Consider the following 14,268-nt stretch of genomic DNA (forward strand, 5'->3'; position numbering starts at 1 on the left):
GGATCATGGGCGGCGATCTGTGCATACAGCCGCCCGGCCTCTTCGGAAAGGCCGGCTTTCTGGAGGCCGACCGCCGTCGTGAAGGCTTGTTCGATGTTCATGGAGGCCGCGGCGCTTCGGGTGGGGGACGGCGGGATCAGTAGCATGAAGATGGCCGCTCCTGCAAAGCACGGCCCCTGGGAACGGCCCTTGGGAACGGTCCCTGCGATTTTCCCCGTGAACCGTTTCCTTCCGCGTGATGTCTGTTGCATCGCCCTCCCCGCCTCCGCATCAATGGCGCTCGTCGAACGGGGAGCGTGGCGGGCGGCATGGCGCGGTTTCTGCTGATCAATTACGAATTTCCGCCGCTGGGCGGCGGGGCGGCGAACGCCACCGACAACACCGCGCGCGAACTGGCCGCCCTCGGTGAGGAGGTTCTGGTGCTGACCTCCGCCTTCGGCGGCCTGCCGCGGGTTGAGCGCCGGGCCGACGGAGTGGAGATCCGCCGCATTCCCACCCTGCGGCGGCGGCGCGACCGCAGTTCGGTGATGGAGATGCTGGCCTTCCTTGCCAGTTCGCTGGTTATGGCGCCCTGGATCGCCGTCCGCTGGCGCGCGCATGCCACCATCGCCTATTTCGGCCTGCCCTGCGGCCCGGCGGCCTGGATGGTGAAGGCGCTGTCCGGCGTGCCCTATGTGGTCAGCCTGCGCGGCGGCGACGTGCCGGGTTTCCAGTATGACGGCATCTCGCTCTACCACCGGCTGGCCGGGCCGGCGATCGGCTGGCTGTGGCGCCGCTCCTCGGCGGTCGTCGCCAACAGCGAGGGGCTGGCCGATCTCGCCCGCCGCTTCGCCCCGGACCAGCCCATCGCCATCATCCCCAACGGTGTCGATGCCGCACGCTTCTCCCCCCCCGGCGGCATTCCCTCGCACGGTGATGCGGGGGAGGACGACGGCTGCCTGTCGCTGCTGTTCGTCGGCCGGGTGGTGCGGCAGAAGGGGCTGGACATGCTGTTCGAGGCGCTCGCATCGCTGCCCTCCGGGACGCGTGGCCGCATCGCCCTGACCATCGTCGGCGACGGCCCCGCCCGGCCGGAGCTGGAGGCGCAGGCTGCCCGGCTCGGCCTGTCGGAGCGGGTGGCGTTCCGCGGCTGGCTCGGGCGCGACGAGCTTCCCGCCGCGTATCGGGCCGCCGATGTCTTCGTCTTCCCGTCGCGCGACGAGGGCATGCCGAACGTGGTTCTGGAGGCGATGGCCGCCGGTCTGCCCGTGGTCGCCACCCGCATCGCCGGCAACCGCGATCTGGTGGTGGAGGAGGAGACCGGCCTGATGCTGGACGCCGACGATACGCCGGCGCTTGCCGCGGCATTGACGCGGTTGGCCGAAGACCCGGCCCTGCGCCGCCGCCTGGGCGAGGGCGGCCGCCGCCGGGTGGTCGCGCATTTTTCCTGGCGCGCCGTTGCCGCCGCCTACCGCGACCTTGCGCTTGCCGGCCGCGCCCCGAAGGGACGGGTCCGGTCGGCCCCAGTGGATTGAGAGGGGCGGATTGAGGAGGCATCGCTTGGCGTGCTGTTGACATCCGGCGGCTTTCGGGAGCGTATGGCGGCGCGGCAGAGCGGATCGGGCAGCAGGGGATCGGACAGCGTGGTGGAACCGGTGAAGACAGCGGATGGCGGGACCCCGGCCGGAACATCCGCCCTGGCCTTCGATTTCGGCGAGAACTGGGACCATTACTCGCGCACGGTGCTGGACGAGCCGCGGCTGGTGGCGGCCATCGACAGCCTGAAGGGGCTGGTCGGCACCGACCGCCTGAAGGACGCCAGCTTCTGTGACGTCGGCTCCGGCTCCGGCCTGTTCACCATCGCCGCCGGCAAGCTGGGCGTCGCCCGCGCGCTGGGGTTCGACGTCAACCCCACCGGGGTCGAGGTGGCACGCCGCAACCTGGGCCGCTTCGCGCCCGAGCTGGCCGACCGCATCGAGTTCCGCCGCGGCTCGGCGCTGGACAACGGCTTCGTCGGCTCGCTCGGCCGCTTCGACGTGGTCTATGCCTGGGGCTCGCTGCACCACACCGGCTCCATGTGGCCGGCGATCGAGACGGTGGCCCCGCTGGTGGCGCCCGGCGGCATCTTCGTGCTGGCGCTCTACAACCGCCACTGGACCTCGCCGGTCTGGACCCTGATCAAGATCGTCTACAACCTGTCGCCTGGCTTCCTGCGGAAGGTCTGGGACTGGACGCTGGGCTCGCTGATGTTCCTGGCGACCTGGGCGATCACCGGGGCCAACCCGCTGCGCAAGGAGCGCGGCATGGAATTCTGGGTGGACGTGACCGACTGGCTCGGCGGCTACCCCTATGAGTATGCCAGTGCCGACGAGGTAAGGGCGCGGATGGACGCGCTCGGCTTCGACATGCTGGAGGTCCGTCCGCCGCGCGTGCCGACGGGCTGCAACGAATTCATCCTGCGCCGGAGGCCCGCATGAGCGACGACGCATTCAAGTCCGCCCCCCTGGACACTCCCCTGGCGGCGGCGGCGGCCGACCATCCCGGCGGCGTCGATTACGATGACAGCTGGGAGCGGCGCTGGAACGACATGCGCAAATACGGCCCGACCGGCCGGCATCTGCGCCGCATCGTCACCGAGATGGTGCGCCCGCTGGACTACGACAGCCTGCTCGATGTCGGCTGTGGCCAGGGTTCGCTGCTCGCCACGCTGATGCCGCTGAAGCCGCAGGCCAGCTACACCGGCCTCGATTTCGCCGCCAAGGCCATCGACGTCGCCCGCCGCCGGGCGCCGAACGCCGAGTTCGGCCTGCTCGACGTCGCCGCCGGCCATCTCGACCGCCGCTTCGATCTGGTGGTCTGCACCGACGTGGTCGAGCATATCGAGGACGACGTGGCGGCGCTGCGCAACCTTGCCGCCATGACCGGCCGCTATCTGCTGGTCTCCACCCTGCAGGGGCGGATGCGCGATTTCGAGCGCACCGTCGGCCACCACCGCAACTATGCCCGCGGCGAGCTGCAGGCCAAGATCAGGTCGGTCGGTCTGGAGATCGAGCGGGTGGTGGAATGGGGCTTCCCCTTCTTCTCGCCGCTCTACCGCAACGTCCTGGGGGCTGCCAGCGGCCAGGGCACGGAAGGCGACTATGGCCCCGGCCGCCGGGTCATCGCCGAGGCGCTGTACCACCTGTTCCGCCTGAACTCCTGGTCGCATGGCGATTACATCTACGTGCTGGCGCGCCGGCCGGGATCGTGAGCGCAGGGGCGGCACTTCCCACCTTGCCCCTTTCCGCGGCGGCTGGGGACGGGGCGGGAAAAGGCGCCCGGCGACCTTCTCACCGATAGCCCATCACATCACTTCATGACTTCATGAAAAGGCATCTTTAAATGCGCCCCCGCCTGAAAGCCCTGGTCAGCGCGCTGCTGGTCGCCCTGCTGCTGTGGCGGGTCGATGTGGCGGAGGTCGGGCGGGTGCTGGCGGTGGCGTCGCCCGGGCTGATGGGGCTCGCCGGCCTGCTGTTCTTCCTGATGCATGGGCTGAACGCGCTGAAGCTGCGGGTGCTGCTGCCGGAGCTGCGGGCGGGCCGTCTGCTCGCCTACACGCTGGTGGCCCAGCTCTATGCGCTGGTGCTGCCGGGTCAGCTGGCGGGGGAGGCGGTGAAGGCCTACCGGCTCAGCCGGGATGAAGGGCACAGAAGGGGGATGGACGGGCGGCCGGGCCGGGAGGATGGCGGCCGCATCGTCTCGGCGGTGGCCTTCGACAAGGTCACGGGCATCGCCGGGCTGCTGCTGCTGACCGGTGGAGGGTTGGCGGTGCAGTCGGCACGCTTCGGCGACGGGTTGCTGGTGGCGGTGGGGCTGGTGCTGGCAGGGCTGGTCGCGGCGACCGCCTTGCTGGCCTGGGCGCCGGCGCGCGCGCTCCTTCTGGCCCTGCTGGGCTGGCGCGCCGGGCCGAAGCGCGAGGCCTGGCTCCTCGGCCCGTTGCGCCGCTTCCTGAAGGCTTGGCGCGATCAGACGCGCCGGCCGGGGCGGGCCTTGCTGTCGGTCGCCGTCGGCATCGCGGTGCAGGTGGCGGCGGTCGCCGGCAGCCAGTCCCTGGGGCTGGCTGTCGGCATCGACCAGCCCTTTTCGGTGTGGAGCGCTGTGATCGGGCTGATGTCGGTGATCGTGCTGATGCCGGTCACCGTCGCCGGCATCGGCCTGCGCGAGGCCTCGCTGGTCGGGCTGCTCGATCTGGTCGGGGTGCCGCACGCCCAGTCGCTGGCGCTGGGCTTCGGCATCCTCGCCTTCCAGGTGATGGTCGCCCTGCTGGGCGCCGTCATCGACCTGACGGTCCTGCGGGAGCAGCGGGCATAGATGTCAGGGCTATGCTTTGCTCACGCTGCCGAACTTGTAGAAATTATCGCTGTTCACCGTTTCCTCCGTCTTCCATGAGGCGTTTCCGATCATGGATTCAATGCGATTGAAGTATGCCGCATTGTCGAACCCGAAGAAGTTCTTCTGATACGCAATAAGGAAGTGATTGAAGCCCGGCAGGAGCGGCTCGAATTCCTCTCTTACGGTCAGGGGGGACTCGCTGAACGACCAGGTGGCGACAAAGGCGCTGCGCTCCGCGTTCCGGGCGATCTGCTCCGAAAGAAACGGCTTCAACGTCGGAAGATCGGAGCAGCACAGGGTGGTGTCGTCTTTGAGTTCATTCAGGTTGTCGGTCGCCTTGAGGCCGATGGACTGCAGGAAGAATTGCTGGAGCGCGCTGAACGCGGGCAGATCGAAGATGATGTAGCGCCCACGGAACCCGAGGTTGCGGGCGAGGCGGCAGAAGCTGCCGTATCCACCACCGAATTCAAAGATGATGTCCATTTCATCGAAGCGCTTTCCCGTGGCGGATTCGAATTTCGCCACATGATAGGCGTGATGGATCAGATTGTTGCTCGAAGATGGGTAGTAGGACGAAGGAATAGGCATGCCGAAAATATTTTCCCGCAGCGCCGGCACCCAGCGGCTTTCCCATTCCGGAATATTCTTCAGATAGTTGTATTCTTTCAGAATATAATCTGTTTCCCCAACGACCATCGATGCAGTGATCGGAGAAAAGTGGAGAAACTGCCGCATGTCGCGGGACTTCGACAATTCATGAAGATCTATGGAAAATTTCTCCCATAGAGGCATCTGGCTTTTGCTGTCGATCCGCTTCGAGACGGCATCGATCTTTTCCCGGAAATTTCTCAGGAAGTCATGATATTCGATCGATGCTGCTTGCGCGCTGTGGCCGTTTTCCATTGGAAGTCTCCTTTTCCCGAAATTTCAGGGTCTGACAGGCGATGCGGCGGTGGCTTGCCAGCGGGGTCAACAGCTTCCGGCGATGCTTCCGAAAAGCCCCCCGGGAAAGGCCCCCTGGAAAAAGCCCCCTGGAAAAAGCCGTTGTCTCAAGAGCCGGGAGCAGCCCTGTCCGTTTCCGCAAAACTCTTGCTGATGGGGCGAAGGTTCTGGACCTCCGCCGGAAGGACGCGCAGGCCTTGCGCGATCACGCCGTTCATTGCCGGGCAGACGAACAGCGCTCCGCGGTATGCAAGACTGTCCGCATGCTCCAGCGAATGGGCACAGGCGCGCAGGAAGACCGGGGAATCGCGGAACAGATAGCTCCCGGCCGAAGCGTGGGAGGAGATCACCTGCTTCTCGGCGGTCCGCACCACCGTTCCGTCCATGCCGATCTCGGCATAGCTGTAGCAGGCCTCATCCGACTGGAAGCAAGGCAGGATGCCGCCGATGGAAGCGTCGGCGAACAGCCCGGACAGGGGCGTTGCGCACTCATAAAGGATATCGACCAGATCGACACAGACCGGCGCCGATGGCCGGGACAGCAGGGCGGTTCCAGCCAGAGCCGACAGCAGCGCACCGCCGGTCAGGTCGGACAGCCGCGAGAAGCGCGCGCCGGGAAACCAGTCCCTCAGCCGTTCTTCGACCGTCCGGGCCTCCGGAAGGTCACGCATGACGAACACGAGATCCGATGGGCCGGCCGTACCGTCGATCCACCATGGCCGGCTGGTGATCGCCCGCCTGACCAAAGGTTCGTTTTCGACCTCGACCAGGGGGCGGATCCCGAAACGGGGATGAATGAAATCGGGGCCGGCCAGCGGCACGATGACATTCACGACGGAGCCATCCGGCCCAGATAGCGCTGCAGATCCTCCGGCGTGCCAAGACCATGCATGGTGCCGGCGGCGATTTCGTACACGCCGATCCTTGCGCCGTTGGCGATGGCGTAATTGTAAACCGGACAGGTATAGAACTCGCCATTGGTCCGGTCGTTGCGCGCAATCATGTCGATTGCCGAATCGATGAAGAGCCGTCCCTGCTTGAAATGGTAGATTCCCACGGTCGCCAGGTCCGAGATCGCCACCTTTTCCCGCACCTCCTCGACCAGACCGGCCCCGCCCAGCCGGGCAAAGGACCATTTCGGGTCGCGGTCCTTGTCCCGGAAGACCAGGATGGAGCCGTCCAGGTCACGGCGCTCGGCATCGGCGATGTAGGCCTGGCAATCGAAATCCACCAGCTGGTCGCAATTGGCGATCAGCAGCGGCTGGTCGGTGTCGATCAGTTTGCGGGCGAGCAGGACGGTGCAGGCCGTTCCTTCCGTCTCCCGGTCCACCGGGCACAGCACGACGTCGGGCCGCGATGCCAGCCGCGCGGCGATCTCCGGTTCCGCCTTGAAATGCTCCTGCCGCCCCAAAAGGATGTAGCGCGCATCGGGAAGCGCCAGATTGTCGAGCACCCGCTCGATCATCGTGCAGCCGTCGACGTCGATGAAGGGCTTGGGCTTGCCGTAACCGACATTGGCGAACCGGCTGCCGCGACCCGCCATCGGGATCAGCACATTGAGGCCCTTGGGGGATACCGACGCACTGGCAAGCCGCCGCCCCTGCAGCAACCGCTCATATTGGGGAATCAGCTTCGGGGCGTAGAAGCTGTGGTACTTGTCGGTGGAAATGGTGCAGTGCCCGACCTTCCGGCCGATCAGCACCAGTTCGTTCAGGGTGGGGGCGATGTAGAAAGCCCCATCGATCTGCGCATCGTGCCGGATCGACGCCATGGCCGCTTCGACGAACAGGCGGCCGCTGGAAAAATAATAGAATCCCGCGATGGCACAGCGGCTGATGACGCGCTTTTCCGCCGCTTCCACCACAAGCCCGTCCTCGTCCGTGCGGATGTAGGAATAGCGGGGATGGACGGAATCGAAGGAGATCACCGCGGCATCGAGATGCTGCCGGCGAAAGCGCTCCACGATGGCGGCCACATCGGATTCGATGACCTGGTCGCCATTGGCGATGATCAGCTCCTCATCGGTCTCGATGTGCTCGATCGCCATCAGGCAGGAGCAGGCGGCCCCCTGGGTCAGCGTCCGCAGCGGGATGACGATCGCCTGCGCTCCGGCGATTTGCCGCAGCACGTCGTTGAGGTTGAAATTCCGGCAATCCTCATCCTTGACGATGAAGATGAATCGGGCTTGCGGGAACCAGCTGCGATAGGGTTCCACCACCCGTTCGATCATCGGCCGGCCGTCGACCTCGATCAGCGGCTTGGGAAAATGGAACTCGTCAGCGGAAAAATAGCGATCGAGGGCCGCAAGCGGGATCAGGATGTTCACGGCGTCTCTCCCTGGGCACGGGCGATGTGCCGGCGGATGCGGTCGTAGGTGACGTCATGCACATCGCCGACCTCCATGACGTGGGCGCCGCTGGCCTTGGCCGCGCGGATGCCATGGTCGTTGTCCTCGATGATCAGGCATTCCTCGGGGCTGAGGCCAAGGCGCGTCATCGCGGTCAGGTAGATTTCCGGATCCGGCTTGGCGTGGGTGACGTCCTCGTTCGACAGGTAGAATTCAAAATAGGGCAGCAGCGCCGCCTGGCCGAGCATCACCGCAACCGTGTTCCTGATCGAGTTGGAACAGGCGGCCTGCCGGTATCCTTCGGATTGAAGGCGCGACAAGGCATATTGGTGATGGAAGATCGGGCGGCAGCGCGAATAGGCCAACTCGATGGTGCGCCGCTGTTTCAACTCATTGATGAAGCCATGAAGCCGCACCGGCAGTCGCCGGCTCGCGCTCAGCATTTCCAGCTTGCGCCGGGTCGGGAGGCCGTCATAGAGCACGAGATGCTCGTCGCGCGCGATTTCCATACCGAACAGCGCAAGCGCGGCATTCAACGCCTCGTAATGCCAATCCTTGGCGTCGATCAGCACGCCATCCATGTCATAAAGGATGGCCTTGATTTCACTCGGCATCGAAGAACTCACGCGCTTTGTCCGGAAAATCGGTGCAGAGGGCAAGAGAACCGGGGGCAGCCCCTGCGGCGACGGATTTCCAGCGTTCCCACACTTTTTCATGGGGACGCCCGTGCAGCTCTGGCGAGACCAGGGCGACCCGCTTGCCTGCCGCCAGATGCACCTGGACCGCAGCCCCGTCGATCCAGTCCTGTTCGAAGGCATCCAGCCAGATGCCGGCCGCCTTGTCATAGAAGGACGGATCGCGCTCATATTCGCTCTGCCGGGTGTATGACACCGCGCCGAGCCGCAAATAAAGAATGCCGTCCGGCACTGCCATGTCGAACACGAAATAGTCGCTCACCCCATGGCGGGACAATGCGTCGAGCAGGGCGGTCTGCAGGCCGTCGGCCTTGATGTTGAGGGCCAATGTCCCCGGCGCCCCGTGCCGGCGGTACAGGGCCAGCAACTCGTCCAGCGTCATCAGGTCCGGACCGACGGGCGGATCGTGGCTGACGACCAGGAGCCCGTCATGGTCGCGGATGTCGGTTTCGATTCCGAAGCCATTGGAAAAGGCTCTGGCCAAAGCCGTCCGGCTGTTCTTTTCCGCCGGCTCGATCCAGAAACCGCGATGCGCCAGGATAGCGATCATGACATCATTCCATTGAGCGCCCCATTCACCGGCAGGTGGCCCTTTACCTCAAGGGTGATGGTGGACGTTCCCCTGTTTGGCACAAACCCGGCGACCCCGACAAGCAGCGTTTGTGCCTGCGGAGGATCGTTCCGAACCGGCCTTCCGCACTGCACCGGAGGGCGCCTTGCTGGTCCCGGCATTCCTTTTTTAAAGGAGATAATCCTGCGGGATCAGGGAATTCCAGGGCATCATTTGTATTCTCTCGTCGGGACGTGGGAGGTTGTCTCGCGAAGCGTACAGGTTCAGCCAGTCATGGAACGAGAGGATGTGGGAATTTCTCTCCGCACCGTAATTCTTGTATCTGTTTTCAAGATGGAAGTCATATTTTCTCCAAAACGCATCGACCGAACTCGTGTCGACCACGATGAATCGCTCGGCAAGGAATTTCCAATACTGCGCTATGGAGAAATCCAGCTCATAGCCAATTTTCTCCATATAATAAGAGAAGAACCTTGCTTCCGCATAGCGAAACTGGCTCCAAAATTTTATTGGACAATCCTCTGGTATTATAGGATTTCCAGGCGCTTCCTCCGGTGGATTCCAATATTTTAGCATGTCATCGGTTGACCCGAATACGGTCAGATCGCTTGTGCTGTAGATTCTGTATTTTCTGGTGTTGGCACTGAGAAAAATGATTCTGTTTTTCTGGGAGGAATTGTCTCCAACAACCGGAAATACAGACAGAAGGTTGATAAAGTATGTCAACGCCTTGCTGTCGTATATCCTCATGTCGGTTCTGGTCTTCAAGCAGAAGGAACAGCCCTGGTCGGCCGCCCAGGTCAGGCCGCTCATCGTCGATACCAGCTGCATGTTGACGTTGGCAATGCCGGGATAGGCAGGCTTTCTATTGACGAGAACGACAACTCCAAGATCGGCAATCCTTACCAGATTGCTTCTGACCTCTCCCTCCCAAGTCGAGAGAACGATCTTGGCGTTTGGAAAGCTCTTCCTGTACAGCTTGATCGTTTCATAGGTAAAATCATCCTCATTTACCACCGGGCCTTGCATGACGATGGCAATGTCTTTTTCGAATGAGGGAGTGCAGAGAACATCATCCGAACGGATCGGGCGACTGTGATGCGTCAGGAAACTTCCCGTGGAATTGCCGTTGGATTCTGCTGGGTTTTCCATGATTTGGTCTCATAAGGATTTTCGGTATCGATGACGGATCAATACCTGACTTTTGTCCAATCGCCTGGGAGAAGGTCCTTGGTATCGATGGGGGCGGCAAGCCATTTCGCCGGCGCATAGACCAGCTTTTCCGGGCATTGGCCAAGCCAGGCTCCCCACCACGAAAAGCTGCTGTTGGCGATGATGAAATGCCGGCAGGCACTCATCAACCGCAGGTCCTGATGGCCCTGGTCGAGGGTGTTGTGGCCGACGAAGATGGTGGGCGCATCCAGTTTCAGGTTCGCCTGTGCCCAATAGATGTCGTCGGAGAAGACGAACAGAGTCACCGGGCCGACCCGGCTCTGCAGATGGTTGAACGCGCCCTCGTAATAGGCGAGCGGACAGACCCCGTGATGCTGCAGGGCGGACGGGTTGGAGACATAGTCGCTGCGCCGTATGTGCAGGCAGACCGCATTCGTGTCGGCAATCATCGAAAGCACCGTCTCATCCTGTCGCCCCGGCGCTGCGCGGACGGAGAAGTCGGAGCGGATGACGTCGGCGATTTCCTCGAAATAGCGGAAACTCTGAAAATAGCCGTGCAGGTACAGGGGCGGCGGCAGGGCGAGCATGGTCCTGTCGAAGCCATAGGGATTGCCATCCCGATAGATCCGGCCGGCGGCCAGAATCCGGGTCAGCTCCTCCACCGTGCAGAAATCCTCGCGCAAGTTCAGGTCCGACAGCGCGTACCGGCGCAAGCTCTGGCCGGCGAAGCCGGCGATGTTGAACTTCAGCGGCACATCATGGCGCAAGGCCGCGGCCCGGGCGGCGGCATAGATGAACATCTGGTTTCCCAGGCCGCCGATCAGATCCGCAATAATCATCGACTGTCCGCTTTTGCTTGGAAGGCGTGTGCATGGAAGGCTTTTGCCGGGAGGAGCGAAGGACAGTGTCAGCCGGGGGAGGAGGTCGGCTGGCCATCCGGGACCAGCCCCAGCATCTCCTCCATCGTCTCGCGGCCGGCGAAGGGGCTGTAGCGGATCAGCGGGATGTCGACGATCATCGATTTGCGCCAGACATAGACGCATTCCATGCTGAACTCGTAATCCTCGGCGATGCCGAAGGCCAGTTCGCCCCAATCCTTCCAGCGGACCTGTGTCAGAACCTCTTTCCGGATCACCGGCTGTCCGGCATGAACCGGGCGTTCGGTGAAGGCGCCGTACGATTGCTGCACCTGGACGCAGTCGCGCAGCCGGCCCTGTGGGAAGCAGCTGGCGGCGATGGCGTTCTGCTGCCAGATCGTGAACTGGAGGGCGCCGTGAACCTGCTGGAAGGCCGTCCCCGCCCGGCAGCAGGTGTGGTTCAGGTGCATGATGTCGTACTGCTGGAACAGGCGCTTGACGATCTGGATGCGCTGCGGGTGCGGGGTGTCGTCGGCATCCTGGTAGCAGATCAGCTCATGGATCGCCCGTTCCGAGGCCGCCTGGCGGTTCGGTCCGTGGAACATGCGCCTGTGGTGTTTGAGAATGAGCATCTCGGGGAAGCGGGTGACGCCGATGGCGGCGATCCGCGCCAGCACGGCCCCATCCGCCAGATGCGCGTTGCTGACCGAGACGATGACCTGATCCGGCAGTTCGGTGCCCTGCGCATAGGCCTCCAGCAGATCCGGAACCAGAACGATGTCCCGGTGGGTGCATGGGATGACGAGGGAGAGTTTCATCGGATGCGGGCCGGTTCCGGTCGGGGGAGGTATCGGGCTGAACGGCCGGCCGGCAGACGACCGCCGGCGGGCATCCGCCCGGCTGCTCGCATTGCCCCGCCTTTCGTCCGCACGTCATCCCACAGTGGCATGGACCTTGGCAAGACGCTGCAAGGGAGGCGGTGTCGCGGCAAGCCGTCGCCGCATGTCATCGCCCGGTCCTTGACCCGATCATGCGCCCAATTAGCCGTTGCGCTTGCCGGATCCAGCGGCCATACCATGGCCCGGCATCGCCCCCACTGATGACCAGCAGCCTCCGGACCCGTTCGATGACCCTCCTGCTTACCCCTGGATCCGCCACCACGGACATGGGCACGGTTTCCGTCTCGGTCCTGATCCCGGTCTACAACGAGGAGGACAACATCGCTCCCCTGTGCGGCCGGCTGATCCCGGCGCTCGACGGGCTGGGGCGGAGCTTCGAGGTCATCTTCGTCAATGACGGCTCCACCGATGGGACGGAGGCGGAGCTGCAGCGTGTGGCGTCCGACCCCCGCATCCGCGTCATCAATTTCCGCCGCAACGTCGGCCAGACCGCGGCGATGATGGCCGGCATCGACCATGCCCGCGGAGACGTCATCGTGCCGATGGACGGCGACCTGCAGAACGACCCGCAGGACATCGCCGGCCTGCTCGCCAAGCTGGACGAGGGCTACGACGTGGTGTCGGGCTGGCGCGCCGACCGGCAGGACGGCTTCCTGCTGCGCACGCTGCCGAGCCGGATGGCCAACAAGCTGATCTCCACCATCTCCGGTGTGAAGCTGAACGATTACGGCTGCACGCTGAAGGCCTACCGGCGGCAGATGCTGCAGGGCTACCGGCTCTATGGCGAGATGCACCGCTTTGTGCCGATCTACGCCCGCTGGCAGGGGGCGAGGCTGACCGAGATGCCGGTGCGCCACCACCCGCGCCGCCACGGCCAGTCGAAATACGGTCTGGAGCGGGTGCTGAAGGTCGTGCTCGATCTCGTCGTCGTGAAGTTCCTGACCCAGTACGAGACCAAGCCGATCTACATCTTCGGCTTCGCCGGCCTGATGTTCATGGGGCTGTCGGTGCTGGCCGGCATCTATGCCATCTACCTGAAGCTGGTCGACGGCATCTCCTTCATCCTGACGCCGCTGCCGCTCCTGGTGACGATGGGGCTGGTCACCGGCGTGATGTGCATCCTGATGGGACTGCTGGCCGAGCTGCTGGTCCGCATCTATTTCGAGAGCCAGGGCAAGAGCCACTATTCCATCAAGACCATGCTGAACTTCGACGAGCCGCCGCCGCCGGACCGCAGCCTCCGCGACTGATCGGCCCACTCAGCGAAAGGCCCCGCACCGTTCCCGGCGCGGGGCCTTTTCGCATCAGGGCGTCGCCGCCACCCCGCCGGGCGGCGTCAGTTCCTTCAGCCCGCCGTCGTGGCCCAGGACGAACAGCCGCACCCGCTGGCCGGCCAGCTCGGGTGGAACCGGCAGGGCGAAGCCGCTGTCGGCCATCCGCCCATCCTTCAGCACGGCGGCAACGTCGGGCCGCGCACCGCCGGTCGGGGCGGTCGCGACGATGCGGTCGCCCACCCCCAGCAGGACGAAGGCCGCCGGGGCCGGCACCGCCGCATCGACCGCCCAGCCGAGTGCCGCCAGCGAGCCGGAGGGAAGCTGCGTGAAGCGGTCGAGCGAGCCGAGCAGCCCGCCGTCGCGCGGCACCGCTTCCAGCCGCAGCCGGGCCGATGCCTCATCCAGCTTGCCCGCCTGCAGCAGCGTCGCCAGCGTCCCCCGCTCCGGCCGGTTCGCGGCGTCGGCCAGGATCGCCTGCACGAAGCCGGCCTTCAGATCGTAGGCGGCCTGGAGGAAGGGCGCGATGTCGCGTGGCGAGGCGGAGGGGCAGACCAGCGGCTGGCTCCAGTCCATCCCGTCCGGCTTGCGGATGGCGTGCAGATGGGTTGCGATGCAGCGTTCCGCCGCCGCGTCGCGCTCCGCCACCATGCGGTTGAGGCCGGCGACGCTCCAGTGCCGCCAGAAGGCGTCGGTGCCGGCGCCATGGCCGATGGCGAGCGCCCGGCCTGTTCGGCGATGCCGACACGGTTCAGCAGGTCCATCGCCCGGTCTTCCGCGGCCTTCGGCGCCAGCTTGCGCACCCGGATCGGCGCCAGCGCGACGTTGCGCAGCACGGTCATGTGGGGAAACAGGTTGAAGCTCTGGAACACCATTCCGACCTCGCTGCGGACGGCCGCCAGGTTGGGACCGGGCTGGACGGCGACATCGTCGACCCGCACGGTCCCGGATTCGTAGGTCTCCAGCAGGTTGATGCAGCGGATCAGGGTCGATTTGCCCGAACCCGACGGGCCGAGCAGCACGACCACCTCGCCTTCCGCGACATCGAGGTCGATGCCGGACAGGGCGCAGAAGCTGCCATACATCTTGCCCAGACCGCGGATGGAGATGATCGGCCGGGCGGCGGAACGGGCCGCGATGCCACGGCCCCCTGCCTGCACATC

General features: G+C 64.6%; 15 protein-coding genes. 5 read left to right on the forward strand and 10 right to left on the reverse strand.

Going from position 1 to position 14,268, the window contains the following annotated elements:
* Nucleotides 1-308 precede the first annotated feature (308 nt).
* The 4 genes from I71_RS06280 (at nt 309) to I71_RS06295 (ending at nt 4,329) form a co-directional block, all read left to right on the forward strand.
* Entirely contained in the window at nt 309-1,514 is a 1,206-nt protein-coding gene (locus I71_RS06280; RefSeq protein WP_042692489.1) for a glycosyltransferase family 4 protein, read from the forward strand.
* Between the two features lie 30 nt (nt 1,515-1,544).
* Nucleotides 1,545-2,456 (forward strand): bifunctional 2-polyprenyl-6-hydroxyphenol methylase/3-demethylubiquinol 3-O-methyltransferase UbiG, encoded by a 912-nt coding sequence (locus I71_RS06285; protein WP_244433676.1) that lies wholly within the window; start codon nt 1,545-1,547, stop codon nt 2,454-2,456.
* Nucleotides 2,453-3,229 carry a trans-aconitate 2-methyltransferase gene (locus tag I71_RS06290; protein WP_042692496.1) on the forward strand — a complete coding sequence of 259 codons (777 nt, stop codon included), beginning with the start codon at nt 2,453-2,455 and terminating at the stop codon, nt 3,227-3,229. Before I71_RS06285 ends, I71_RS06290 begins: the two co-directional genes overlap by 4 nt.
* Nucleotides 3,230-3,360: 131 nt before the next feature.
* Nucleotides 3,361-4,329: a lysylphosphatidylglycerol synthase transmembrane domain-containing protein gene (locus tag I71_RS06295; RefSeq protein WP_042692498.1), complete on the forward strand. Its 969-nt coding sequence runs from the start codon at nt 3,361-3,363 to the stop codon at nt 4,327-4,329.
* Between the two features lie 9 nt (nt 4,330-4,338).
* Here I71_RS06295 and I71_RS06300 read toward each other — a convergent pair whose 3' ends face one another.
* The 8 genes from I71_RS06300 to I71_RS37160 form a co-directional block, all read right to left on the reverse strand.
* On the reverse strand, nt 4,339-5,253 hold the full coding sequence (locus tag I71_RS06300; protein WP_042692502.1) for a hypothetical protein: 915 nt from the start codon (nt 5,251-5,253) through the stop codon (nt 4,339-4,341).
* 146 nt (nt 5,254-5,399) lie between these two features.
* A complete protein-coding gene (locus tag I71_RS06305) occupies nt 5,400-6,125 on the reverse strand; it encodes a hypothetical protein (RefSeq protein WP_042692507.1) in 726 nt (241 codons plus the stop codon).
* Nucleotides 6,122-7,618 carry a glycosyltransferase family 2 protein gene (locus I71_RS06310; protein ID WP_042692510.1) on the reverse strand — a complete coding sequence of 499 codons (1,497 nt, stop codon included), beginning with the start codon at nt 7,616-7,618 and terminating at the stop codon, nt 6,122-6,124. Before I71_RS06310 ends, I71_RS06305 begins: the two co-directional genes overlap by 4 nt.
* Nucleotides 7,615-8,253, reverse strand: coding sequence for an HAD family phosphatase (locus I71_RS06315; protein WP_042692514.1), 639 nt, complete (start codon nt 8,251-8,253; stop codon nt 7,615-7,617). Before I71_RS06315 ends, I71_RS06310 begins: the two co-directional genes overlap by 4 nt.
* Nucleotides 8,243-8,884, reverse strand: coding sequence for a hypothetical protein (locus I71_RS06320; protein WP_049975956.1), 642 nt, complete (start codon nt 8,882-8,884; stop codon nt 8,243-8,245). The genes I71_RS06315 and I71_RS06320 overlap by 11 nt, the downstream gene beginning before the upstream one ends.
* A gap of 189 nt (nt 8,885-9,073) precedes the next feature.
* Nucleotides 9,074-10,057 (reverse strand): WavE lipopolysaccharide synthesis family protein, encoded by a 984-nt coding sequence (locus I71_RS35655; protein ID WP_083897009.1) that lies wholly within the window; start codon nt 10,055-10,057, stop codon nt 9,074-9,076.
* 38 nt (nt 10,058-10,095) lie between these two features.
* The gene (locus I71_RS06330) at nt 10,096-10,917 is read right to left on the reverse strand and encodes an alpha-1,2-fucosyltransferase (RefSeq protein ID WP_042692519.1); all 822 of its coding nucleotides are present in this window, start codon (nt 10,915-10,917) and stop codon (nt 10,096-10,098) included.
* 68 nt (nt 10,918-10,985) lie between these two features.
* A complete protein-coding gene (locus I71_RS37160) occupies nt 10,986-11,753 on the reverse strand; it encodes a glycosyltransferase family A protein (protein ID WP_042692522.1) in 768 nt (255 codons plus the stop codon).
* Nucleotides 11,754-12,061: 308 nt separating this feature from the next.
* Between I71_RS37160 and I71_RS06340 the strand changes: the two genes are divergently transcribed.
* Entirely contained in the window at nt 12,062-13,084 is a 1,023-nt protein-coding gene (locus tag I71_RS06340; protein ID WP_042692533.1) for a glycosyltransferase family 2 protein, read from the forward strand.
* Between the two features lie 54 nt (nt 13,085-13,138).
* Here the strand turns inward: I71_RS06340 and I71_RS06345 are convergent, their stop codons facing one another.
* Together I71_RS06345 and I71_RS39545 are read right to left on the reverse strand one after the other, a co-directional pair.
* Complete coding sequence (locus I71_RS06345; RefSeq protein WP_042692526.1) at nt 13,139-13,681, reverse strand: hypothetical protein; 543 nt, start codon at nt 13,679-13,681, stop codon at nt 13,139-13,141.
* The coding region (locus I71_RS39545; protein ID WP_307188971.1) for an amino acid ABC transporter ATP-binding protein at nt 13,600-14,268 on the reverse strand (669 nt) is incomplete at its 5' end. The genes I71_RS06345 and I71_RS39545, both read right to left, overlap by 82 nt.

Origin of the sequence: Azospirillum sp. B506 (assembly GCF_000333595.1) — a bacterium.
Taxonomy (GTDB): Bacteria; Pseudomonadota; Alphaproteobacteria; order Azospirillales; family Azospirillaceae; genus Azospirillum.

Excerpts from the sequence above, each read along its gene's own strand:
- I71_RS06280 (WP_042692489.1), top strand. The coding sequence starts at position 309 with ATGGCGCGGTTTCTGCTGATCAATTACGAATTTCCGCCGCTGGGCGGC.
- I71_RS06290 (WP_042692496.1), top strand. The coding sequence starts at position 2,453 with ATGAGCGACGACGCATTCAAGTCCGCCCCCCTGGACACTCCCCTGGCG.
- I71_RS06295 (WP_042692498.1), top strand. The coding sequence starts at position 3,361 with ATGCGCCCCCGCCTGAAAGCCCTGGTCAGCGCGCTGCTGGTCGCCCTG.
- I71_RS06300 (WP_042692502.1), bottom strand. The coding sequence starts at position 5,253 with ATGGAAAACGGCCACAGCGCGCAAGCAGCATCGATCGAATATCATGAC.
- I71_RS06315 (WP_042692514.1), bottom strand. The coding sequence starts at position 8,253 with ATGCCGAGTGAAATCAAGGCCATCCTTTATGACATGGATGGCGTGCTG.
- I71_RS06320 (WP_049975956.1), bottom strand. The coding sequence starts at position 8,884 with ATGATCGCTATCCTGGCGCATCGCGGTTTCTGGATCGAGCCGGCGGAA.
- I71_RS35655 (WP_083897009.1), bottom strand. The coding sequence starts at position 10,057 with ATGGAAAACCCAGCAGAATCCAACGGCAATTCCACGGGAAGTTTCCTG.
- I71_RS06330 (WP_042692519.1), bottom strand. The coding sequence starts at position 10,917 with ATGATTATTGCGGATCTGATCGGCGGCCTGGGAAACCAGATGTTCATC.
- I71_RS37160 (WP_042692522.1), bottom strand. The coding sequence starts at position 11,753 with ATGAAACTCTCCCTCGTCATCCCATGCACCCACCGGGACATCGTTCTG.
- I71_RS06340 (WP_042692533.1), top strand. The coding sequence starts at position 12,062 with ATGACCCTCCTGCTTACCCCTGGATCCGCCACCACGGACATGGGCACG.
- I71_RS06345 (WP_042692526.1), bottom strand. The coding sequence starts at position 13,681 with ATGGACTGGAGCCAGCCGCTGGTCTGCCCCTCCGCCTCGCCACGCGAC.